General features: G+C 76.3%; 16 protein-coding genes. 6 read left to right on the top strand and 10 right to left on the bottom strand.

The window, feature by feature from the left end:
• Nucleotides 1–42: 42 nt before the first annotated feature.
• On the bottom strand, nucleotides 43–1,656 hold the full coding sequence (locus ACI8AC_RS17455) for a peptide chain release factor 3 (RefSeq protein WP_456899093.1): 1,614 nt from the start codon (nucleotides 1,654–1,656) through the stop codon (nucleotides 43–45).
• A 255-nt stretch (nucleotides 1,657–1,911) separates the two neighbouring features.
• Here ACI8AC_RS17455 and ACI8AC_RS17450 point away from each other — a divergent pair, with 255 nt between their 5' ends.
• Entirely contained in the window at nucleotides 1,912–2,340 is a 429-nt protein-coding gene (locus tag ACI8AC_RS17450) for a hypothetical protein (RefSeq protein ID WP_456899092.1), read from the top strand.
• A 42-nt stretch (nucleotides 2,341–2,382) separates the two neighbouring features.
• A complete protein-coding gene (locus ACI8AC_RS17445) occupies nucleotides 2,383–4,116 on the top strand; it encodes a bifunctional metallophosphatase/5'-nucleotidase (protein ID WP_456899091.1) in 1,734 nt (577 codons plus the stop codon).
• Between the two features lie 198 nt (nucleotides 4,117–4,314).
• Here the strand turns inward: ACI8AC_RS17445 and ACI8AC_RS17440 are convergent, their stop codons facing one another.
• Nucleotides 4,315–7,476 (bottom strand): ATP-binding protein, encoded by a 3,162-nt coding sequence (locus ACI8AC_RS17440; protein ID WP_456899090.1) that lies wholly within the window; start codon nucleotides 7,474–7,476, stop codon nucleotides 4,315–4,317.
• Between the two features lie 105 nt (nucleotides 7,477–7,581).
• Here ACI8AC_RS17440 and ACI8AC_RS17435 point away from each other — a divergent pair, with 105 nt between their 5' ends.
• The 3 genes from ACI8AC_RS17435 (at nucleotide 7,582) to ACI8AC_RS17425 (ending at nucleotide 9,699) form a co-directional block, all read left to right on the top strand.
• The gene (locus ACI8AC_RS17435; RefSeq protein WP_456899089.1) at nucleotides 7,582–8,154 is read left to right on the top strand and encodes an OsmC family protein; all 573 of its coding nucleotides are present in this window, start codon (nucleotides 7,582–7,584) and stop codon (nucleotides 8,152–8,154) included.
• The gene (locus ACI8AC_RS17430; protein WP_456899088.1) at nucleotides 8,151–9,230 is read left to right on the top strand and encodes a class I SAM-dependent methyltransferase; all 1,080 of its coding nucleotides are present in this window, start codon (nucleotides 8,151–8,153) and stop codon (nucleotides 9,228–9,230) included. The genes ACI8AC_RS17435 and ACI8AC_RS17430 overlap by 4 nt, the downstream gene beginning before the upstream one ends.
• 85 nt (nucleotides 9,231–9,315) lie before the next feature.
• Entirely contained in the window at nucleotides 9,316–9,699 is a 384-nt protein-coding gene (locus tag ACI8AC_RS17425) for a nuclear transport factor 2 family protein (RefSeq protein WP_456899087.1), read from the top strand.
• An 803-nt stretch (nucleotides 9,700–10,502) separates the two neighbouring features.
• Here the strand turns inward: ACI8AC_RS17425 and ACI8AC_RS17420 are convergent.
• From ACI8AC_RS17420 to ACI8AC_RS17390, 7 genes are all read right to left on the bottom strand, one after another.
• On the bottom strand, nucleotides 10,503–11,819 hold the full coding sequence (locus ACI8AC_RS17420; RefSeq protein ID WP_456899086.1) for an aspartate aminotransferase family protein: 1,317 nt from the start codon (nucleotides 11,817–11,819) through the stop codon (nucleotides 10,503–10,505).
• A gap of 319 nt (nucleotides 11,820–12,138) precedes the next feature.
• A complete protein-coding gene (locus ACI8AC_RS17415) occupies nucleotides 12,139–13,458 on the bottom strand; it encodes an FAD-dependent oxidoreductase (protein ID WP_456899085.1) in 1,320 nt (439 codons plus the stop codon).
• Between the two features lie 175 nt (nucleotides 13,459–13,633).
• Complete coding sequence (locus ACI8AC_RS17410) at nucleotides 13,634–15,295, bottom strand: LuxR C-terminal-related transcriptional regulator (protein WP_456899131.1); 1,662 nt, start codon at nucleotides 15,293–15,295, stop codon at nucleotides 13,634–13,636.
• 217 nt (nucleotides 15,296–15,512) lie between these two features.
• Nucleotides 15,513–17,042, bottom strand: a complete 1,530-nt coding sequence (locus ACI8AC_RS17405) for a multicopper oxidase family protein (RefSeq protein ID WP_456899084.1) — start codon at nucleotides 17,040–17,042, stop codon at nucleotides 15,513–15,515.
• 50 nt (nucleotides 17,043–17,092) lie between these two features.
• The gene (locus ACI8AC_RS17400; protein WP_456899083.1) at nucleotides 17,093–18,325 is read right to left on the bottom strand and encodes an FAD-dependent oxidoreductase; all 1,233 of its coding nucleotides are present in this window, start codon (nucleotides 18,323–18,325) and stop codon (nucleotides 17,093–17,095) included.
• 193 nt (nucleotides 18,326–18,518) lie between these two features.
• Complete coding sequence (locus tag ACI8AC_RS17395; RefSeq protein WP_456899082.1) at nucleotides 18,519–19,205, bottom strand: response regulator; 687 nt, start codon at nucleotides 19,203–19,205, stop codon at nucleotides 18,519–18,521.
• Entirely contained in the window at nucleotides 19,202–20,401 is a 1,200-nt protein-coding gene (locus tag ACI8AC_RS17390) for a sensor histidine kinase (protein ID WP_456899081.1), read from the bottom strand. Before ACI8AC_RS17390 ends, ACI8AC_RS17395 begins: the two co-directional genes overlap by 4 nt.
• A 261-nt stretch (nucleotides 20,402–20,662) precedes the next feature.
• Between ACI8AC_RS17390 and ACI8AC_RS17385 the strand changes: the two genes are divergently transcribed.
• The gene (locus tag ACI8AC_RS17385) at nucleotides 20,663–21,721 is read left to right on the top strand and encodes an alpha/beta hydrolase (RefSeq protein WP_456899080.1); all 1,059 of its coding nucleotides are present in this window, start codon (nucleotides 20,663–20,665) and stop codon (nucleotides 21,719–21,721) included.
• Between the two features lie 31 nt (nucleotides 21,722–21,752).
• Here ACI8AC_RS17385 and ACI8AC_RS17380 read toward each other — a convergent pair whose 3' ends face one another.
• Nucleotides 21,753–22,100: a hypothetical protein gene (locus ACI8AC_RS17380; RefSeq protein WP_456899079.1), complete on the bottom strand. Its 348-nt coding sequence runs from the start codon at nucleotides 22,098–22,100 to the stop codon at nucleotides 21,753–21,755.
• Between the last annotated feature and the right edge of the window lie 195 nt (nucleotides 22,101–22,295).

Genomic DNA, 22,295 nt, shown 5'->3' with positions numbered 1-22,295 from the left:
GCGGGTCTGCCGGAGGCGGCGGGGGCAGGGCCGCCCCCCGGGTCAGGCGAGCTGGGCGGCGACCAGCGGTTCCAGGGTGAGGTCCGGGTCGCCCTCGCGGACCACGCGGGCCACCCACTCGGTGGTGAACAGCGCGAGCAGCTCGCCGTCGGAGCGGCGCAGGACCTCGGTGCCGCTGCCCGCGGTGACACCTGGGGCGGAGGCCTCGTCGGTGCGCATGGCCAGGCTGTAAGGGAGGGGCTCGAGCTGCACGGGCGCGCCGAACTCGTGGGCCATGCGGTGGGCGGCGACCTCGAACTGCATCGGGCCGACCACGGCCAGCACGGGTGCGGCGTCCCCGCGGCGCTCGGAGCGCAGCACCTGGACCACGCCCTCGGAGTCCAGCTGGGCGATGCCCCGGCGGAACTGCTTGTGCCTGGCCGTCTCGAGGCTGCGGGCGACGGCGAAGTGCTCGGGGGCGAAGGTGGTCAGCGGCGGGAAGGCGACCGGTTGCCCGGCGTAGAGGGTGTCCCCGACGTTCAGCGCCGAGGCGTTGACCAGCCCGACGACGTCGCCGGGGTGGGCGAGGTCGATGCTTCCCCGCTCCCGGCCGAAGACCTGCTGGGCGTACTTGGTGGCGAACGGCCGGCCGGTGGCGGCGTGGGTGACCACCATGCCGCGCTCGAACACCCCCGAGCAGATGCGCAGGTAGGCCAGCCGGTCCCGGTGGGCGGCGTCCATCCCGGACTGGACCTTGAAGACGAAGGCGCTGAAGGGGGCGTCCACCGGCCGGGGCGTCCCGCCGGCGTCGGGCCGCCCGGCCGGTGCGGGGGCCAGCTCGACCAGGACGTCGAGGAGTGCGCCGACGCCGAAGTTGGAGATCGCCGAGGCGAACAGCACCGGGGTGGTGACCCCGGCGAGGAACAGCTGCTGGTCGTGCTCGCCGGCGGTGGCGGCCAGCAGGTCGGCCTCCTCCCGGGCCCGCGGCCAGGCCTCGGGCTCCCGGGCGGCGGCCGCGGCGGGGGAGAGGTGCTCCTCGGGGGCGAGCGTGGCGCCCCCGGCGGTGCGGGTGAACCGCCGGTAGGACCCGTCGCGGCGGTCGAGCACGCCGCGGAAGTCCCCGGCGATCCCCACCGGCCAGGTCAGCGGCGTGGGGGTGAGCCCGGTGCGCTCGGCGACCTCGTCCATCAGCGCGAGGGCGTCCTTGCCGGGGCGGTCCCACTTGTTGACCACGGTGATGACCGGGATGCCGCGGTGCCGGCAGACGGCGAACAGCTTCATGGTCTGGGCCTCGAGGCCCTTGGCGGCGTCGACGAGCATGACCGCGGCGTCCACGGCGGTGAGCACCCGGTAGGTGTCCTCGGAGAAGTCGGCGTGGCCGGGGGTGTCCAGCAGGTTGACCACGGCGTCGCGGTAGGAGAACTGCAGGGCCGCGGACGTGATCGAGATCCCGCGGGCGCGCTCCATGCCCATCCAGTCCGACACCGTGCCGCGCCGGCCGGCCTTGCCGTGCACCGCGCCGGCCTGCCCGATGACCCGGGCGTGCAGGGCCAGCGCCTCGGTGAGCGTGGACTTGCCCGCATCGGGGTGGCTGATCACGGCGAAGGTCCGCCGTCGCGCGGCCTCGGCGAGCACGTCGGCCGAGGTCACGCCGGCGGTGGGGGCGGTCGCGGTCACGGGCGCGCTCCCCCGGTGCGGCCCAGGCCCTGCGCATCGCCGCGCGGCACCCCGGTGAACCGGTCCGCCCACCGGTCGTGCCTCATCGCTGCCTCCTGCTCGCGCGCCCATGCCCTCGCTCGACTCTAACGCTACGTCAGATTGCGGTCGGCAGGCGGGGCGGCCAACTCTTACGTAAGAGTACTGTGGGTGGGGCCCGGATCGCCGCTCCGGTCAGCGCGGCTCGTCGGCCCCGAGGAGGAGCAGGTCACGCGCATGCACGTCGAGCGCCCCCGCTGCGGGGGGACCGAGGACCTCGTGGGCAGCCGTGGCGTCGACGGCGTCCAGCTCGCCCGCGGGGCCTGCGGGACGTCGTTCCTGCGCGACCAGCGGCTGCGCTGCGCCACCTGCCACGGCACCGACCTGGTGCTCCGCCCGCAGGTGATGACGCAGTCCTCCCGCGGCACCCGGCTGTCGGTGGTCGGCTGGAAGCAGACGCACTGCTGCACCGCCTGCCACGCCGACGCCCTGCGGCGCTCGGAGCGGGCCGACGGGCCGCTGCCCGCGGACCACCGCCCGCGCGCGGTCACCGCCCGGCCCCCGGCTGACGCCGTCCGGACGGTGAGGGGGTCGGTGGGCCCGGCTCGAGCGCGTCCGGCGTCGTCCGCTGTTCATCCACGACTCCCCCGGTGGTCCCCGGGGTGACTTACGGTGACCGGGCAACGACCCCTCCCGGAGGAGCACCGCATGAGGCCCCGTTCCGTGGCCACGCTGGGCGCGACCGCGTCCCTGTCCGTCCTCGCCGTCGTCGCCGCCGCTCCTGCCGCGGCCGGGCCCCCGTCCCAGACCCCCGCCGGCCACAAGCCGGTGGAGGTGCAGCTGCTGGCCTTCAACGACTTCCACGGCGCGCTCGAGCCGCCGGCCGGCTCCGGGGGGCGGGTCACCCTGCCCGACGGCAGCGTGGTCGACGCCGGTGGGCTGGCCTACCTCGCCACCCACCTCCAGAACCTGGAGGAGGAGAACCGCAACACCCTCACGATCAGCAACGGCGACCTGGTCGGGGGCAGCCCGTTCCTCTCCGCGCTGTTCCGCGACGAGCCGACCGTCGACGCGATGGACCTGCTCGGCCTGGACGTGGCGGCGGTCGGCAACCACGAGTTCGACGAGGGCGTCGACGAGCTGCTGCGGGTGGTCGAGGGCGGCGCCTGCCACCCCGAGGACGGCTGCCTGGACGGTGACGGCTACGACGGGTCCGACGCCGACTGGCTGGCCGCCAACGTCGTGGACCAGGAGAGCGGCACGCCGATCCTCCCGCCCTACGAGGTCCACGGGTTCGACGGTGTGCAGGTCGGGGTCATCGGCCTGACCCTGGACGAGACCCCCTCGATCGTCTCGGCCGAGGGCATCGCCGGCGTCCGCTTCGCCGACGAGGTGGAGACGATCAACGCCTCCGTCGCCGAGCTGCGCGAGCAGGGGGTCGAGGCGATCGTCGTCTCGCTGCACGAGGGCGGCACGGCCGGCGGCGGCATCAACGCGTGCGACGAGCCGACCGGCCCCGCCTTCGACATCGCCCGGGCCGTCGACGACGCCGTCGACGTCGTGCTCACCGGGCACCTGCACAACGGGTACGTGTGCCAGCGCGCGGCCGAGGTCGACGGCAAGCTGGTCACCCAGGCGCTCTCCAACGGTCGGCTGATCACCGACATCGACCTGACCATCGACGCGCGTACCGGGGACGTCATCCGCAAGCGCGCCGAGAACGTCGTCGTCACCCGGGACGTCGAGCCCGACGCCGAGGCCCAGGCGCTCGTCGACCGCTACGCCGAGATCGCCGAGCCGATCGCCAACACGCCCATCGGCCAGATCACCGAGGACGTCCTGCGCGCCCAGGAGGTGCTCCTGCCCGGCGCCCGTGCGGACGGGACCGACCTCGGCGGGGAATCGCCGCTCGGCAACCTGATCGCCGACGCGCAGCTGGCGGCGACCACCGGGGCCGGCGCCGCGGCGGCGTTCATGAACCCCGGCGGGGTGCGCGCCGACCTCCTCCACGCCTCCTCCGACGCCGGCGAGGGCGACGGCGTGGTGACCTACGGCGAGGCCTTCGAGGTGCAGCCGTTCAACAACCTGCTCACCACCCTGGACCTGACCGGGCAGCAGCTGTACGCCCTGCTCGACCAGCAGTTCGAGGTCGACCGGGTGCTGGCCCCCTCCGGCTCGGTCCGCTACACGGTGGACCCGGCCGGCGGCGGCAGCGTGGTGCCCGGCTCGCTCACGATCGGCGGGAACGAGGTCGCGCTCGACCAGACCTACCGCATCACGGTGAACAGCTTCCTGGCCGGCGGCGGGGACGGCTTCACCGTGCTCACCGAGGGCACGGACGTGGTCAACCAGCCCGGGTTCGACGTCGACGCCCTGCAGGCCTACCTGTCCGGGGACGCGGTCCCCGCACCGGCCACCGACCGGATCACCGTGCAGGGCTGAGGCCCGGCCGAGCACACCCCGGGCACCACCGGTCCAGCAGGGCCGGTGGCGCCCGCGCTCGTCCGCGGGACCGGCCCCGCCCGGGCACGGCCGTCGAGGAGGAGCGCCGCGCCGCTGTCGGCAGCGGCGTGGAAGGGGCCGCAGGACGACGTCGAGCTCGGCCGCGACGGCGGGCGACCGGGGGTGCGTCGGTCGGCCTCAGCGGGGCGGTGCCAGCTGCTGCCGGGTCATCGCGTGCCCGCCGACGTCGGCCAGCCGGGCGGCGTCCTGGGCGACGGCGTCGGCGTCGGCGTCCCCTCGGGCCAGGGCGAGCCGGGCCCGGGCCAGGCGGGCCTCGTACTGGCCGAGCGGCGGCCCGGCCGCCAGGGCCTCGCCGACGTGGTGCGCAGCCTCCCCGAGCCGACCCTGGTCGGTGAGCACGAGGGCGAGCTGGGCGTGCGCCCAGCAGCTGAACAGGGGCAGTCCGCGGGCCTCGGTGAGCGAGCGGCGCAGGGCCGCCTCGGCCGACGCGGGGTCCCCGGCGGCGCGCAGGGCGATGCCCTCGGCGCGCAGCGCGGTCGCCGTCCAGCCGCGGTGGGTGAGTCGCCGAGCCGTGTCCCGGGCCTGCCGTGCGTCGGCGAGGGCGTCGTCGATGCGACCGCAGGCGGTCAGCACCTCGCTGCGGTGCCAGCGCGCGTAGGCCTCGGCCTCCGCGGCGTTGAGGTCACGGGCCAGGTCGACCGCCCGGTCACTGTCGGTCAGCGCCGCGGCGGGGTCGCCGGCGAAGAGCAGGGCGTGGGCCCGGGTGGACCACGGGGTGACGGCGCGGAGCAGGTCGCCCAGGTCGGTGTACAGGCGGGCGACCTGCGCGAACCGGTCGATGCCGGCACGGACGTCCCCGCCGAGGAACCCGGCCATCGCGCGGGCGTCGAGGACGTCGGCCAGACCGTGGGGGTCGCCGATCCGGAGGAAGAGCCGGCGTGCCTCCTCGGCCCGTGCCGCCCCTCGTTCCTCGCGCTGGAGGTTCACGTCCACCACCGCGGCCACCGCCAACGCGGCGGCTCGGGCACCGGGGTCGGCGCCGGCCGCGGCCAGGGCCAGCTCGGCGAGCTCGGAGGCGTGCCCCAGGTCGTCCGCACCGGAGGACAGCATCGCCAGCCGCGCCAGCAGGCGCGCGCGCTGCGGTGGGGAGGCGGTGGTGGCCAGCGCGGAGCGGAGGTCGGCGCGGGCGTCGACCAGGTGCCCGGCTCGCGCGCGGGCCTCGGCGCGCAGGCCCAGCAGGTCGGCCACCAACGGGTCCGGCGGTCGCAGCTCCAGGGCCGTCGTGGCGAGCTGGGCGGCCTCCGCGTCGGCGTGCCGGGCGAGCTGGACGCGCGCGTCGGCGACCAGCGCCGCCGCGGCCGCCCCGGGGTCGGCGGCACCGAGGAGGTGGCGCGCGCGCTCCCCCGGGGGACTTGGATGGGCGTCGAGTGCCGCGGCCAGCCGACCGTGCAGCCCGGCCCGCTCGGCGGGCGGCAGCTCGTCGACGACCGTCTCGCTGAGCAGGTCGTGCTGCACCGCCCAGCCACCGGAGCCGATCCGCACCAGGGACGCCCGCGCCAGGAGCTGGAGGTCGGTGACGACGTCCGGCTCGGCTCTGGCAGCCGCGTCGGCGAGCAGCGACGCGGGGGTCTCCCGCCCCAGGAGCGCCAGAAGGGCCAGCAGCGTCCGACGGTCGGGAGCCTGCCGGTGCACGCGGGTGAGGACGGAGCGCCGTTGCCCCTCCCGCGCGAGCTGCTCGGCACGGTGCAGGGCGTCGTCGGAGGGGAGCGACCACCGGCCGCCGGGGACCCGGCGCAGCAGCCTCTCGGCGTCGAGTGCGGTGAGCACCTCGGCCACCGAGAACGGGCTGCGGTCGGTGTGCTGCGCGAGGACGTCCGCCAGGCGCCCGGGAAGTCCGAGCTGGGCGAGGGCGGCGGGCGCCAGCGGTCCGAGGACGATCCGCCGGAGGTCGACGGCGGACTCCAGTTCGCTCAGGAGGGAGGCGACCGGCGATCCCCGGGCCACCTCCTCCGGGCGGTGTGCGAGCACCACGAGTGCGCCGTCGAGCCGCTGGGCGGCCAGTGCGAGGAGGTGCACGCTGCTGGCGTCGGCCCACTGCAGGTCGTCCACGAGGACGACGGCCCCGCCGGCGGTGGCCGCTCCGAGCAGCCGGAGTGCGCCTTCCTCGGCCAGCGCCCGGCGCGTGCGCGCTTCCAGCCGGACGCCGTCGGGTGACGGCACCGCGAGATCCGGGAGGAGGTCGGCGAGCGCGGCCCGGTTGCGCGGTGGCAGGGCGGCCAGCGCGTCCGGGCGTCGCGAGACGGCGGACCGCAGCAGCGCGCCGGCCAGGGCCCACGGTGTGCGCCGTTCGGCCAGGAAGGCCCGCGCCGACACGGTCGGCAGCCCCACGCCCGTGGCGAGTTCGTCGAGCAGCCGGGACTTGCCCGCCCCGGCCGCCCCTGCCACGGTGGCGATCCCTCCGGCGCGGCGTCGGGCCAGCGAGGTGAGTTCCTCGAGCTCCCCGGCGCGCCCCACGAACGCCGGCCGCGCGCCCTGCGACGGCCCCGGGCCGGCTGCCGGGATCGGTGCCGGGCCCGGGGGCGGGGCGTCCTCCCGCAGCAGTCGCAGCCGCAGGGCACGGGTGGTCCCGGTGGGGTCCACGCCCAGCTCGTCGGCCAGCCGCCGGCGCAGGTCGTCGAGGACCCGGAGCGCTCCCGCGCGGTCTCCTCCGGCCATCCGTGCGCGCGCCAGCAGGCGGTGCGCGGGCTCGTCCAGCGGATCGGCTCCCGCCGCCCGGGCTGCGGTGGCGACCGCGCGCGGGATGTCGCCCAGTCGCGAAGCGGCCTCCGTGGCCAGGAGGAGGGCCTCCTGGTGGCACCGCAGCAGGTCCCGGCGGTGGATGCGGGCCCATTCCGCGTCGGCGTCCTCCGGCAGCGGTTCCCCGGCCCAGGCGCCCAGTCCGTCCTCCAGCGCGCGCAGCGCCGCGCCGGGGCTGCCCGAGCCCAGCAGCTCCCGCCCCTCGGCGACAGCTCGACGGAAGCGTTCGGCGTCGACGTCGCAGTGCTCGCCGGTGGCCAGCAGGTACCCGACCGGCGTCGTCCGCACCGCGTCGGAACCGCCGAGCGCCCGCCGGGCGCGGTGCACCAGGACGGCGAGGTTGGCCGCGGGGTCCGCCGGGGGGCTCCCCGCCCACAGGATCTCGGCGAGCTCGTCGCGCGGCACCGGGTGATCGGCCCGCGCGGCCAGGACCCGCAGGAGGAGGCGGGCCAGCCGGCCGCCGAAGGCGCGGGGCGGGATCGGCACGCCACCCCGGAGCACCGTGAACTCGCCGAGGAGGCGCACCTCCAGGCGCTCCACCACCGCACCACTCCCGCTGGCGGCGACGACGCGGGTCGCCGCTATCCCGCTGCAACCGGCCCTCCCTAGTGTCCCGCCGTCCTGCTGGAACGACGAAAGGAGCACGTCATGACGGCGACCGCGACGACGCTCAACGGCTTCGACCTCGCGGAACTGCAGGCGACGGTCCAGGCGGTGCGGGAACGCCCCGAGGTGGGCCGGGTGGTCTTCCGGGGCCGGACCGTGTGGGCCGGTGGTCCCGCCGGGGACGGGCGGGCCGAGGCGATGGAGCAGCTCGGCCAGGTCACGCCGCGGCACTTCACCGCGCGCGGTGACCACCCGCCGGCGCTGCTGGGCCGGGACACGGGGCCGACGGCGGGGGAGGCGCTGCTCGCGGCGCTGGGCAGCTGCCTGACCGCGACCTACGCCTCGCACGCGACCGCGCGAGGTGTGCGGCTGCACGCGCTGGAGGTCTCCGTCACCGGTGAGCTGGACCTCGGCGGGTTCCTGCAGACGGCCCGGACCCGCGCCGGCTTCCGGTCGATCCGTGCGGTGATCTCCGTGCGGGCGGAGGCCGACGAGGCCACGCTGGCCGACGTCTGCCGGGTCACCACCCAGGCCTCACCCGTGTTCGACACCGTCTCCCGAGGGGTGCCGGTGACCGCGACGGTCGAGCGGCTGCCCGAGGGCGGTGCGCGATGACCGCCACCACCACGCCCCGCGAGGTGGACGAGACCCGGCTGCAGGAGTTCGTGCACCGCTTCGTCGGCGACCTGGGGGCGGTGCTGCACGCGGCGACCGTCCTGGTCGGCGACCGGCTGGGGCTGTACCGGGCGATTGCCGACGGGTCGTGGACGAGCGGGGAGGAGCTCGCGGCGCGCACCGGGACGGACGAGAGGTACGTCGCCGAGTGGCTCGCCGCCCAGGCGGCGAGCGGGTACGCCGAGGTGGACCCGGCGGGGCCGCGGTACCGGCTGTCCCCGGAGCAGGCCCTGGCGCTCACGGACGAGTACAACCCGCTGTTCGCGCCCGGTGGCCTGCAGGTGGCCGCCTCGACGATCAGGGACGTCGGGCTGGTCACCGAGTCCTTCCGCACCGGGCGGGGCGTCGGGTGGGCGGCGCACGACCCGGACCTGTTCGAGGGCACCGAGCGGTTCTTCCGGCCGAACTACATCGCCCACCTGCTGCCGGAGTGGATCCCGGCGCTGGACGGGGTCACCGAGCGGTTGCACAGCGGGGGGTCCGTGGCCGACGTCGGCTGCGGCTACGGGGCCTCGACGATCCTGATGGCGACCGCGTTCCCGGAGTCCACGTTCACCGGCGTCGATCCGCACGCTCCGTCGATCGAGGCCGCGCGCCGGCGGGCACGTGCGGCCGGTGTCGCCGACCGGTGCACCTTCGAGGTGTCGACCGCGAAGGACTACCCGGGAGCCGGCTACGACCTGGTGACCTGCTTCGACGCCCTGCACGACATGGGGGATCCGGTCGGCGCGGCGGCGCACGTGCGCGGGACGCTGGCCGAGGACGGCGCCTGGATGGTGGTCGAGCCGTTCGCCGGCGACCGGCTGGAGGAGAACCTGACGCCGGTCGGCCGGGTCTTCTACTCCTGCTCGACGATGATCTGCACGCCCGGCTCGCGGGCGCAGGAGGTCGGTGCGGCGCTCGGTGCCCAGGCCGGCGAGGCACGGCTCCGCGAGGTGCTCACCGCCGGTGGCTTCGGCCGGGTCCGCCGGGCGGCGCAGACGCCGTTCAACCTGGTGCTCGAAGCCCGCCCCTGAGCGGATGGCCTCGTCCCCCCTGCTGCGGCCGGCGGCGCGCGGGTGCGCCGCCGGCCGCGGCCCGCAGAAGAGGAGGTCGACAGCCATGGCACGACACCTGGTCGACGCCCCGGGAGCGGAGACCACCCGCACCCGCGCGGTCGTGGAGCGCTTCCTCGACGGCTTCGGCCGCAGCGACGTCGACGCGGTCATGGGCGTGATGAGCGACGACTGCGTCCTCGAGTCCACCGACCCGCCCGACGGTCGACGCCACCAGGGACGGGAGGCCGCCCGCCGGTGCCGGGAGCGGCTGTTCAGCACGCCCGGCGCGCACTTCGCGACCGAGGAGGTGGTGCCGCTCAGCGACCGTGCCGTCGTCCGGTGGCGGTGCTCGTGGGCGAGCGACGGCGGCGGGCACGTCCGCGGCGTCGACGTGATCACCGTGCGGGACGGCGAGGTCGTCGAGAGGCTCTCCCACGTCAAGGGCTGAGCGGGAGCTCCGGCCCGGCCGGGCCCGGACGGCTCCACATGTCGGGGCCAGGTCGGCGGGGTCGGCGAACAGCCGGAAGGCCGGGTGGGCGTCCAGCAGCAGCGCGTCGATCTCGGAGGCCAGAGCTCGACGTCCGCGGCCGGGCCGATCCCACCGGCGACCCGTGCGGCGCGGTCATCGCTCCCTCCTCGGTGTCTCCTGCCTCCGCGTCGTCGCGCCGACGCAACGGCCCCAGCCACCGGGGCCGCCCTCCTCAGGGATCCGCGGACGCTGGTCCTCGACGAGCCGGTCGACGGGCCGGCCCCCGAGGACGTGAAGTGGGTGCGCCCGCTGGTCCGGCACCTGGCCGGTGCGCGCCGGACGGTGTCCATGTCCGCGCGCCTGGTGAGCGAGACGGCCCGGACGGCCGACCGCCTGTGGTCATCGGCCGGGGCAGGACCATCGCCGCCGGCCCGATCGAGCGCGGCCGAGCGCAGCATCCCCGTGCACGAGCTGACCCCGGTGCAGCGCCCGCGGGAGGACGCCCTTCTCTCCCTGACCGACCCGTACCTGCCCTCGAAGGCTGGCGAGCGCTTCGTCGCCCGGCGGCCGGGTCGTCGGTGCGACGACGCGCCGGATCCGCTGGCCCCCGGGGAGAGGCACCGTCGTCCTGCGACACCCGATCGAGCCGCTGGGGGCTGCGGTGGCCGACTGCCCCGGAACGGTGCCCGAGGGGTGGCACACGCCACGTCCGCGCACGGCCAGGAGGAGGTCGGCCGCGGCGTGCCGGCCGAGGTGGCGTCCGCCGATCGGGTGCGTCCGCGTCAGCCGGTCACGTCCGCGAGCGCGCGATCAAGGATGTCGAGGCCGAGATCCAGCTCGGCGTCGCTCACCGTGAGCGGCGGCGCGATGCGGAAGACGCCGCCCATCGCCGGCAGTTGCACGATGTTCATCGACAGGCCGAGCTCGAAGCAGCGCCGGCTGACGGCGGCCCCGGTCTCCGGCGCGGGCTTGCGCGAGGAGCGGTCGGCGACGATCTCGACGCCGAGGAGCGGCCCGCGCCCGCGGACGTCACCGATGCACTCGTGGCGCTCCTGGAGCTCCACCAGGCCGCGCCGCAACCGGTCGCCCGCGGCGGCCGCGCGGTCGGCGAGCCGCTCGCGGCCCAGGACGTCGAGCACGGCGAGCCCGACCGCGGCGGGCAGCGGGTCGGAGACGTGGGTCGTGTAGAAGAGGAACCCGCGCTCGTGCGCCCGCTCCTCGATCTCCGCGGTGGTGAGGACGGCCGCCAGCGGCAGGCCGGCGCCGAGGGTCTTGGACAGCGTCAGCACGTCCGGGGTCATCCCGTCGCGCTCGTGGGCGAACATTCGCCCCGTGCGACCGACGCCGGTCTGCGCCTCGTCGAGCACGAGCAGCATCCCGCGCTCGCGGCAGCGCTCCAGGAGGGCCGGGAGGTAGCCCTCGGGCAGGTCGATCACGCCGCCGGAGGACAGGATCGGCTCGGCGATGAAGGCCGCCAGCCCGCCGGAGGTCTGCCGGTCGACGAGGTCGAAGCCGTCGTCGAGCTCGCGCCGCCAGTCCAGCCCGCCGTCCGCCGTGGTGAACCGCGGGCGGTAGGCGTTGGGGGCCGGGATCGCCATCGAGCCCACCGCCGGCGGCCCGTACCCGCGCCGTCCGGCCGAGTACGTGGCGGAGGCGGCGGCGCCGGTCATGCCGTGCCAGGACTGGCTGAAGCCCACGACCTCCCATCCGCCGGTGACCAGGCGCGCCATCCGGAGAGCGGCCTCGTTGGCCTCGGCCCCGGTGGTGAGCAGCAGGACCCGGTCCAGGCCGGGGGCCAGCGACCCCAGCGCCTCGGCGAGGTCGATGACCGGTCGGGACAGCATCCCGGAGAAGAGGTGGTCGAGCCGGCCGACCATGCCTGAGACGACCTCGACGATCGCCGGGTGCGCGTGCCCCAGGATGGCGCTCATCTGACCGCTGGTGAAGTCGAGGACGGCCCGGCCGGACCCGTCGTACACGTAGGCCCCGGCCGCCCGGTCCGCGACGAACGGGAGGAACTCCCCCGTCCCGCTGTACCGGACGAGGTGACGAGCCGCGCGGGCGAGGTCCGCCTGGTCGGCGGCGGAGGGACCTGTCACCAGGCGCACGGTAGCGGTGGCCGGGCGCTGCGGTCACCCACCCGGAGTGATCGTCCCGGTCCGGGACAGCGAGCCGTTCGACCGGGTCGGGTCGCCGTGCACCGCGCCGTCCGGCCATGTCCCCGATCCGTGCGCCGAGGTGGAGGCGAACCACCACCGGTCGGGGGTGCTCCTCGCTGGCGTGGTCCCTCTGGCCGGGCCGGTCCGGCAGCTCACGCGCGGGCCATGGCCTGGACGGGCTACCACGGCCGCCGGCGGACCGACCCCAGCCTGCGTGCGCGAGCTCGCAGCCACGTCCGACCTCAGCCGAGGTCGTCGCTCACGCGACCGATCTCGTGGCGATGTCGGTCGACGGCGTGCGGTGGCCGCTCGGGCGGGACCCGGCCAGCACGCGCCGGAGCATCCGCGGTCGCACCAGCTGCTGCGGGCGATCCAGCATCCCGATGACCCGGATGAACGCCCTCGCCACCACCGGGTCGTGGTGGGCGACGGGCAGCAGGCGCTGCAGGTAGGCGTTGGTGAGCCGCCAGGAGGCCGGTCGCGGGGCAACGATGCCCGGGTGGGCGAGGGCCGAGCCCGTCGCCAGGTCCCAGGCGTCCTGCACGGCCCACCGCGTCGCCGACAGCAGGCGGAGGCCGACCTGGTCCAGGCCGTGCCTGTCCAGGACGCGGCGCAGCTCGAGGGCCTCGGTGATCGCCACGGACATGCCCTGCCCGAAGCGTGGGTCGAAGGAGCAGACGGCGTCGCCGCCGACGACGTACCTGCCGGGCAGGCGCCGCAGGCGGTCGTACCGGTGCCAGGAGAAGGCGGGGAAGGCGGCCCGAGCGGCGTCGCCGATCGGCGTCCCACCGGTGACCACGTCGTGGAGGTCGCCGCTCCGGAGGCTGGCGGCGTAATCGGTGAAGCCGTCCAGATCGGCGGGGGGACGTTCCCCGAGCATCCCGACGAGGGTGACCAGCCACCGCCCCTCCTCGACGGCCAGCGCCACCCCGCCCCGGCGTTCGCCGGGCGGGACGTCGACCAGCACGTTGCGGTCCCCGCCGAGGTCTCCGGGGCTGCGACGGAACAGGCGGGTGGTGTAGTGCACGTCGACCTTCAGGCGCTCCTCCGCGGGAGGCGGGTACCCCAGCTCCGCCAGCCAGTGCGGTGACCGGGAGCCCCGGCCCGTGGTGTCGACGACCAGGTCGGCGTCCAGGGTGTGCTCCTCGGCCGGGGTGCGCTCGGACCGCAGCCGCACGCCGGTGATCCGGCTCCGCTCGCCGGACGCCGTCAGCCCGCGCGCGGCCCAACCGTCGAGCACATCGACCCCGCCGAGCGCCAGTACCCGGGCGCGGACGACGTCCTCGATCAGCGGGCGGGTCGCCCCCGTGATGCGGAGGTCGGTCTCCGTCAGGTCGAGCCGGCCCCCACCCATGTGGAAGCGCCACTCCGGTGCCGGGATGACGTGGGCGCCGTGGTCGGCCAGGTCGTCGACCACGCCGGGCAGCAACTCCTCCAGCCGGGTGAGCCCGCCGGGCACGAGCAGGTGGATGTGGTGCCCCTGGGGCACCCCGCGGCGGACCTCCGGCCGGTCGGGCAGCGCGTCCCGATCGACCAGCGTGACGTGTTCGAAGCGTTCGGCCAGAGGCACGGCGTGCACGAGTCCGGCCATACCCGCACCGAGAACGACGGCGTGGTTCCCGAGAGGGTCCACGGTTTCCTCCTCGCGTCAGCGGTGGTGTGTCCGCCCACGCTAGGAACGGCCCGGGTCGCGCCGCATCGGGCGAACGGTGCAACTGCGCGCCCGTCGCGGCTGCACCGTTCTGCGCAAGGCCCTACACCAGGTGGTGCACGTAGGCGTAGGCCGTCGCTGCGGCCCGGTTGGGCAGGGAGAGCTTCGCGAACGCGTTGTGCAGGTGGCGGGCCACCGTCTTGTCGCTGATGACGAGCCGCTCGGCGATCTCGCGGTTGGTGTGTCCCGCGGCGACCAACCGGATCACGTCGAGCTCGCGCGGGGTCAGTGGCGCTGCCGGAGCAGCAGCGACCGGCGCGGAGGGGAGGCGCTCGAGGTCGGGGACCGCGCCGACCGCCGCGAAGGCGCGCGCCGCCGCCGCCTCCTCGAGCGCCGCGGTGCCCTCGTCGCCGAGCGCGCGCAGGACCCGGCAGAGCGTGACGCGCGTGCGGGCCAGCTCGTAGGGCGCCTGCAGCTGGGCCCACCAGGCCACGGCGTCCATCAGCGACCGCAGCGCGGGTGCGTACCGCCCCTCGGCCAGTGACACCATCCCCCGGGCGCGTGCGGCGACGGCCCGGATGAGGACGGTGCGGACGACGTCGGACACCTCCTCCAGCTCCTGGCAGGCCGCGTGAGCCGCCGCGACGTCCCCGGTCGCGAGCACGGCTTCCACGTGGGCGGCCAGCAGGACGGCCCGTGGGCGGGGGGCACGGACCTCGTCCACCACGCCCGGCCGCATCCCGGTGGACCTCTCGAGGGCGCAGCGTGTCGCGGCGGCGGCCGCGGCCGTGCGCCCCTGGGCCAGCCACAGGAGGGCGAGGCCAGGGTGGGGGTCGTGGCCGAGGGCGACGGCGGCCTCGAAGGACGCCTCGGCCGACGCGTGCTCGCCTCGCACCCGATGCAGTTCTGCTCGTTGGTAGTGCGCCATCCCAGCCGCCGGGTCCGGCGGATCGGACAGCCATCGGCAGGCACGGTCGGCCTCGGCGACCGCCTCGGCCCAGGCACCGCGCCACTGGGCCAGTTCTGATCGGTGGACGAGGCACTGCCCCCGGAAGGGGACGAGACCGGGATGAGCGTCGCACCAGCGGTTCAGCGCAGCGGTCCACTGCTGGGCCCGGCGCAGGTCGAAGGTCTGCTGGCAGGCGAGGATCACGGCGCAGTAGACGATGCCGGTCGCGATCGGGGACGCGCGTCCGTTGTCGACGGCCACCATGGCCTCGTCGAGGTGGGCCAGCCCGCGGGACGTCTCGCCGATCCGGATGAGGGCCTGGCCCTGACCGAGACGACCGAGCGCGGACAGGTCGGGTTCGCCGAAGCGCTCGCCGATCGCGTTCGCTTCCGCGAACCCGCGGAGCGCGGCCTCCGGCTCGCCGCCGTCCAGATCGCGCAGCGCGGCCGGGAGCAGGAGGTAGCCCCGCTCGGCGCAGTCCTCCGGCGCCCGTTCCTGGAGCAGGCGCTGCGCCCGGGCGAGCCAGCCGCCCCCCCGGGCCTCGTCACCGCGGGCGACGGTCAGCACCAGGCCGAGCCAGAACGCGCACCGGGCGGCCGGCAGCGCCTCGTCGCGATCGAGGAAGGCCTGGTGGGCCCGTTCCCAACCGGCCTCGGCGATCTCGTTGCGGCCGGTGAGGTACGCGCTCAGCGCCAGCCGTTGCAGGTCCTCCGGGTCGGAGACCGCGCCCCGGTCGTGGGCCTCGACCAACAAGGTGCAGGTGACGTCCCAGGCCCCGGCGTCCATGGCCGCACGGGCCCGCTCGAGTGCTCCCATCACGACTCCCATGGTGCGGCGGTGCGGGTGATCCGCGGTACCGGGGTCTGCGCTCCCGAGCGCAGCGACGCGGCGGCTCGGCAGCGACGTTCCCCCGCACGGGGCGCTCCGGGTGCGGCTCCGTCCGTGCGGTGCCGGCGCCGTGTCGAGCGCCCGTGGACGGCGCAACCCCCACGGTCCGTCGAACCCGGGACCGGGGCGGCCGTACCCGGCATACCTACCGCTCGGTCTCGTGGTCGGGGTCGGGGTCGTCGATGTGATCGTGGTGGTGGTGGGAGGCCGGCGCGGCCCCCGGCTCCTGCCCGGGCTCGAGGAGGACGAACTGCAGCATCATGCCGCGGTCCTCGTGCCGCAGGAGGTGGCAGTGGATCATGAAGGGCAGGTCCGGGTCGGCGTGGTCGGCGAAGCGCACGAGCACCCGCGTCGTGGTGGCCGGTGCCAGGTGGACGGTGTCCTTCCAGCCGGACAGCTCCGGGCCCGGGGGCTCGCCCGCGACGTCGAGGACGGTGAACCGGGCGCCGTGCACGTGGACGTTGTGCGGCGCCCCGTCGGAGGTGCTGATCTCCCAGATCTCGGTGCTGCCGGCCTCGACGGCCAGGTCGATGCGGTCCATGTCCATCGAGCGGCCGTTGATGGTGACGCCGGAGAACTCGAGCTGCCGGGTGGTGCGGGCCTCGGACGGGTCGAGCCCGGGCGCCTCGGCCAGCCGGTCCGGGACCTCCGGTGACGGGGCGAGCCGGTCGGCGGCGCGCAGCTGCAGGATGTCGAAGCTGTCGTCGCCGCCGGAGAACCGGCCGGTCCACGGGTCGGTGCCGAGGTCGGGCGGGGTGCTGCGGAGCACCACCCGCTCGCCGGGCTGCAGGCTGACGACGACCTCGGCCCGCTCACCGGGGGAGAGCCGGACGGCGTCGGTGCGGTGCGGTGCGGGCAGCAGGCCGCCGTCGGTTCCGACGAGGGCGAACTCGCGGCCGTCGTCGAGGCCGAGGTCGTAGACCCGCGCGGGAGAGGCGTTGAGCAGCCGCAGCCGGATCCGCTCGGTGGTCACCTCGTGGTATCCGCCGGCGGTGCCGTTGGCCAGGATCGTGTCGCCGAGGTGGCCGACGGCGCTGAACGGGTGCTCGGCCCGGCGGAACTGGCCGTCCTCGTCGAAGGCCTGGTCCTGGATGATCACGGGGACGTCGTCGACGCCGTACTCGTCGGGCAGGCCCAGGGCCTGGCTGGTGGTGTCGTCGAGGATGAACACGCCGGCCATGCCGCGGAGCACCTGCTCGGCGGTCGCGCCGTGCGGGTGCGGGTGGTACCAGGTGGTGGCCGCGGGCTGGTCGACCGTCCAGGACGGGTGCCAGGCGGCGCCGGGCGCGATCTCCTGGTGGGGGCCGCCGTCCATCGCCGCGGGGAGCTCGTGGCCGTGCCAGTGCACGGTGGTGACCTCGGGCAGGTCGTTGGTGACGTCGATGCGGACCCGTTCGCCGCGCTCGGCGCGCAGCGTCGGTCCGAGGTGGGCGCCGTCGAAGCCCCAGGTGCGGGTGGCGCCGCTGCCGACGCCGAAGTCGGTGGTGCCGGCGGTGGCCCGCAGGTCGAAGACCCTCGTGCCGTTCTCGATCCGCGAGGGGGCCAGCGGCGGGATGGCGAGCGGTCGGTCGAAGGCGACCCGACCGGTGGTGTCGGTCGTGGCGCGGGCCCACGTCAGGGCCAGCGCGCCGAGCCCGGCCAGGGTGGCGACGAGCAGGACGAGGAGCACGCGCACGACCCACCGTCGGCCCGTGCGCCGCCCGCGGGGGCTGGAGGTCGCCGCGGTCACCGGGCCACCGCCGTCGCGCCCGGGGCGGTCGCGGGGGTGTCCCAGTCGATGTGGTGGTCCCACATCCAGCGCAGCGGGTCGCGGCCGTTGCCGAACAGCCGGCGCATGACGACCGGCAGGACCAGGTCGCGGACGGCGCGGCCGACCGGGCCGGCGGTCTTGCCGCTGCCGTTGCGCCGGCCCTGGGCGCGGACGCGTTCCACCCGGGCGCGGCGCAGCTGCTCGTAGCGGGCCAGCGCGGCCGGGGCGTCGGGAAGGTCGCGCAGGCACCGGGCGAGGACGACGGCGTCCTCGATCGCCAGCGCGGCGCCCTGCCCGGCCGACGGTGACACGGCGTGCGCGGCGTCGCCGATGATCACCGTGCGCCCGTCGTGCCAGGTGGGCACCGAGGGCAGGTCGTAGGTGATCCAGCCGGCGAACACGTCGTCGGTCGCCCGGATCAGGTCGACGGCCGGGGTGCGGTCGTCGGCGAACAGGCCCAGCAGCCGCGCCCGCCACACCTCGGCAGGGACGGCCGCCAGCTCCCCGGGGTCGGGCTCCCGCGGCGCCGGCGGGTTGGCGAACCACCAGACCTCCCCGCCCGGGGCCTCGACCCAGCCGAGGAACGCGCGGCGGCCGAAGCAGAAGTGGTTCACCCCGGGCGGGCCGGGGACGTCGACGCCGCGGGCGTAGCCACCGGTGTTCAGGAACCCGACGTAGCTGGCGCCGGGGGCGGCGGGGTCGAGCAGCCGCCGGACGGTGGAGCGGATCCCGTCCGCGCCGACGAGCACGTCGGCCTCCGCGGTGCTGCCGTCGGCGAAGTCCGCGCGGACGCCGGCACCGGTGTGCCGGATGCCGGTCAGCCGCTTGCCGTGGACGGTGCGGATGCCGCGCCGCTCGGCCTCGTCGCGCAGCGCCGCGTACAGGTCCGGCCGGCGGATGGTGATCGCGTGCGTGCCGTCGGGCAGCGTGCCGCCGTTGGGCACGTCGGCGAGGACCCGGCCGTCCCCGTTGAGCATCACCATCCGCGGGGTGGCGAAGCCCCGGGCGAGGACGGCGGCGTCCATGCCGACCGTGCGCAGGGCGTCGATGCCGTTGAGGCCGACGCCGAGGAAGGCGCCGACGCCCCCGGCGTCGGTGTCGTGGGCCTCGTGCACGGTCGCCTCGATGCCGGCGCGGTGCAGGGCGACGGCGGCCACCTGGCCGGCGATGCCGCCGCCGATGACGTGTGCGGTTCGTACTCGGGTCATGGCGTGTCCCGTGCGATCGGGGGGCGGGGGTCCGTCGGCGGCCGCCTCCCGGTCGTGGAGGTGGGTCGCGCGACGAGATCGACGCTAGGGACGCGGGGCGCTCCGGCCATCGGCGCGACGGCGCGACCTGGCTACCGCAGCGGCGGTAGCTGCGGCCGGGTGCGGCTGCCGCGATCGGCGGATCCGGGCCGGGTCAGTGCGGGGCGACCAGCCCGGTCTCGTGGGCGATGACGACCAGTTGCGCGCGGTCCCGGGCGTGCAGCTTGGTCATCGCCCGGTTGACGTGGGTCTTGGCGGTCGCGGGGCTCATGAACAGGGCCCGGCCGATCTCGGCGGTGCTCAGCCCGCGACCGACCAGGGCGACCACCTCGCGCTCCCGCGGGGTGAGTGCATCGAGCCGTTCGGGCTGCCTGGGCCGATCGTCGGGACGGGCCCGCAGGGTCGCCAGGAGACGGCGCGTGACGCTGGGGGAGAGCAGGGCATCGCCTCCGGCGACGACGTGCACGGCCCGGCGGAGCTCCTCGGGTTCGACGTCCTTGAGCAGGAAGCCACTGGCACCCGCCCGGAGCGCGTCGGTGATGTAGTCGTCCTGCTCGTAGGTGGTCAGGACGACGACCCGGGGGGCGTCCGGCCGGGCCCCGGTGAGGATGCGGCGGGTGGCCTCGATGCCGTCCGTGCCCGGCATGCGGATGTCCATGAGGACGACGTCGGGGTGGTGCTGCTCGGCCAGCGCGACGGCCTCCGCGCCGTCGGCTGCCTCGGCCACCACCTCGATGTCCCCGTCCCGTTCGAGGACGAGGCGGAACCCGGCGCGCACCAGCGCCTGGTCGTCGACGAGCAGCACCCGCACGACCGGGTCGTCGGCCGCTCTGCCGGTCACGGCGTCGCCTCCGGTGCCGGCAGCGTCGCGGACACCCGGAAACCGCCGTCCGGGCGGTTCCCCGCGGTGAGGGCGCCGCCGAGCGCCCGGACCCGCTCCGTGAGGCCCACCAGGCCGGCGCCGGGGTCCGAGGTGCCCGCGCGGCCGGTGCCGTCGTCCTCCACGGTGACCTCGACCGCCGCCGGTGCCGCGGAGACGCACACGACCGCCCGGGATGCCCGGGCATGGCGGATCACGTTGGTGAGCGCCTCCTGCACGACCCGGTACACCGTCAGCTCCACGGCCGCCGGCAGCTGACGGCGCGCACCGCGGAACTCGAGGTCCACCGGCAGGCCGGCCTGCCGCACCCCCTGCACCAGGGCGTCGAGCTGCGCCAGCCCGGGCGCGGACCGCCGGGTCGCCTCGTCGTCGCCGGAGCGGAGCACGGCGATCGTCGCGCGCAGCTCGGCCATCGCGTCCCGGCCGCAGGCGCGCAGCGTCGCCAGCGAGCGGCGCGCCTGCTCCGGCTGGTCGGCCATCACGTCGGCGGCGGCGCCGGCGTGCACGGTCATCGTGGTGATGGTGTGCGCCAGGACGTCGTGCAGCTCCTGGGCGATCCGCATCCGTTCCCCGCTCACCCGGGTCCGCGCCTCGAGCTCCTTCTCGACCGCCGCCGCGCGGAGGCGCTCCTGGACCTCCGCCCGCAGCCGCCGCCGGGTGGAGACGCTGTCCCCGAGCAGGAACGCGAGCACCAGCAGCGCGACGGTCACGGTGATCTCCAGGAACGACTCCCGCTCCACGACCGCCCGGTGCACCGCACCGCCGCCGCCGAACAGCACGACGACCAGCACCGTCTCCCACCGCTGGCCGGCCGCGGCGACGCTGTAGAAGGCCACCATCAGCACCGGCAGCTCCGGCCCGCCGGGGTAGTCCAGGGCCAGGTAGACCAGCGTCAGCCCGACCGTGCCGAACAGGGCGGTCCTCGGCCGGGGGCGACGCAGCAGCAGGGAGGCGGCGGCCGCCGCCAGCAGACCGACGGCGACCGCGTCCGGGGGCCGGCTGCCCGTCTCGTGGGCGGAGAGGAGCGACGCGATCGACGCGAGGCCGGCAGCCGCGGCCACGCCGGTGTCGACGGCGGCGGAGGTCCACCGCGAGCCGGCCCCGCGGGGAGCGCGGACCTCGCCGGGGGTCGTCGTGGGAGACGGTCGATCGGTCACGTCCAGCCCTCTGCTCTGCGCCGACCCCGGCCGGCGGTGGCCGGAGGGGCCGCACGCGCTCGTCGTCCAGCCTAGGTCGGCACACCTGCGGCGACGTCGTCCCGTCGACGCTCGTGCCGGACCGCACCCGTCGGAGGCCGGCGCTGCGGCGGTACCGCGGTCGCGGCAGCGTGGCGGGGCGGTCGTCAGGGCCGCGTCAGAGCGGCGTCAGGACCGCGCAGCACCGTCGGGGCCGTACCGACGAGACGCCCGGAGGCCCCGATGCCCGCACCGTCCCCCGTTCGCACCACCCGCGACCACCGTCCCGCTCCCCGGTCGCCGCGCCGCAGGTCCTGGCGGCGCCGGCTGCTGCGCGCGGCCGTCGGCTTCCTGCTGGTGCTCGGCCTGCTGGCCGCCTCCGGCGCCGGCGCGCAGCTCCTGGTCCAGCACCGGAACGCGTCCGAGCACCCGGCGCCGGGGCAGCTGGTCGAGGTCGGCGGGCACCGGCTGCACCTGCACGCCGAGGGCCCGCGCGGCACCGGCCCGACCGTCGTCCTGGAGGCGGGCATGGGCACGCCGTCGACGTCCTGGGCGTGGGTGCAGGACATGGTGGCCGAGGACGCCCGGGTGGTGTCCTACGACCGGGCCGGCATCGGCTGGAGCGACGACCGCGACGGCCCGGTCGACCCGGCCGCCGAGGTGCGCGACCTGCGGGCGGCGTTGGACGCCACCGGCGAGCAGGGCCCCTACGTGCTGGTCGGGCACTCGCTGGGCGGGTTGTTCGCCCGCACCTTCGCCGCGACCTACCCGCAGCAGACGGCCGGCGTGGTCCTGGTGGACCCGTCGCACGAGGACCAGTACACCGACCTGCCGCCGGAGCTGCAGGGCACGGTGGACGGCGCGGGCACCGGGATGCGCCTGATGCAGGTCGCCGCCCGGCTCGGCGTCACCCTGCTGTACAACCCGGCGGAGGCGCTGGCCGACGGCATGCCCGAGGACGCGGCGGGGTCCTACGTCGCCTGGAGCGCCTCGCCCCGTGCCGCGTCGGCGATGGCCGCGGAGTTCGAGGCGTTCGACGCGATCGCCGACGGCGTCCGCGGGCACGGGCTGGGCGACCTGCCGGTGCGGGTCCTCAGCGCCGACACCTCCGACGACCCGTCGCAGACCGCGCTGCTGGACCGGCAGCTGGGCCTGCACGAGCAGCTGACCGGCCTGTCGTCCGACGCCCGCCGCACCGTGGTGCACGGCGCCACGCACCTCACGGTCCTGACCGACCGGGACCACGCGGCGGAGGTCGCCGCGACGGTCCTCGACCTCGTCCACGAGGGCCGGGCGGGCTGAGGCCTTGCACGACCCGCTGGGGCCGGGCCGGTCAGCGCGACCGGCCCGGCCCCGCGGTGTCCGCGACCGGGCCGGGCACCTCGTCCGGTAGCGCGGTGAGCTCGTCGAGCAGCCGTTCCACGGCGGCGGAGCCCGGCACCGCCGCGTCGCCGTCCGGGTCGCCGAGGGTGATCCGGGCGCGGGTGGTCGCGTCCTCGACCTCCGCCGGGTCGTCCGGGGGGCCGCCCCCGCGCAATGCGCGCGCGGCGGCCAGGACCCGGACCACCTGCCGGGCGGCCGAGGCGGTCGCACCTGCCGCCTCGCCGTCGGTCCCGCCGGTCCCATCGGTCCCGTCGGCCGGGAGGCCGGCGGCGGTGCCCACGGCGATCGCCTCCAGCACCGACGCGACCAGGCGGGGATCCCCGCCGGCCCGGGGCGGCGGGGGGGGCGCGCGGGGGCGGCGGGGCGCGCGGGGGGGGGGGGGGGGGCGGCGGGGGCGCCCTCCCCCCCCGCCCCCCACGGCCACACCCGGCTGGCCGACGTCACCATCCACCCCTCGCAGCTGCGGGCGCCCATCGACAAGGTGCACCCGATG

This window comes from Geodermatophilus sp. SYSU D00758 (assembly GCF_054049955.1).
Note: the sequence above shows the minus strand (reverse complement) of the source record. Positions and strands in the feature narration are given on the sequence as shown.

Coding starts and splice junctions, on each gene's coding strand:
- ACI8AC_RS17450 (WP_456899092.1), top strand. CDS start 1,912: ATGCACGTCGAGCGCCCCCGCTGCGGGGGGACCGAGGACCTCGTGGGC.
- ACI8AC_RS17445 (WP_456899091.1), top strand. CDS start 2,383: ATGAGGCCCCGTTCCGTGGCCACGCTGGGCGCGACCGCGTCCCTGTCC.
- ACI8AC_RS17435 (WP_456899089.1), top strand. CDS start 7,582: ATGACGGCGACCGCGACGACGCTCAACGGCTTCGACCTCGCGGAACTG.
- ACI8AC_RS17430 (WP_456899088.1), top strand. CDS start 8,151: ATGACCGCCACCACCACGCCCCGCGAGGTGGACGAGACCCGGCTGCAG.
- ACI8AC_RS17425 (WP_456899087.1), top strand. CDS start 9,316: ATGGCACGACACCTGGTCGACGCCCCGGGAGCGGAGACCACCCGCACC.
- ACI8AC_RS17410 (WP_456899131.1), bottom strand. CDS start 15,295: ATGGGAGCACTCGAGCGGGCCCGTGCGGCCATGGACGCCGGGGCCTGG.
- ACI8AC_RS17400 (WP_456899083.1), bottom strand. CDS start 18,325: ATGACCCGAGTACGAACCGCACACGTCATCGGCGGCGGCATCGCCGGC.
- ACI8AC_RS17385 (WP_456899080.1), top strand. CDS start 20,663: ATGCCCGCACCGTCCCCCGTTCGCACCACCCGCGACCACCGTCCCGCT.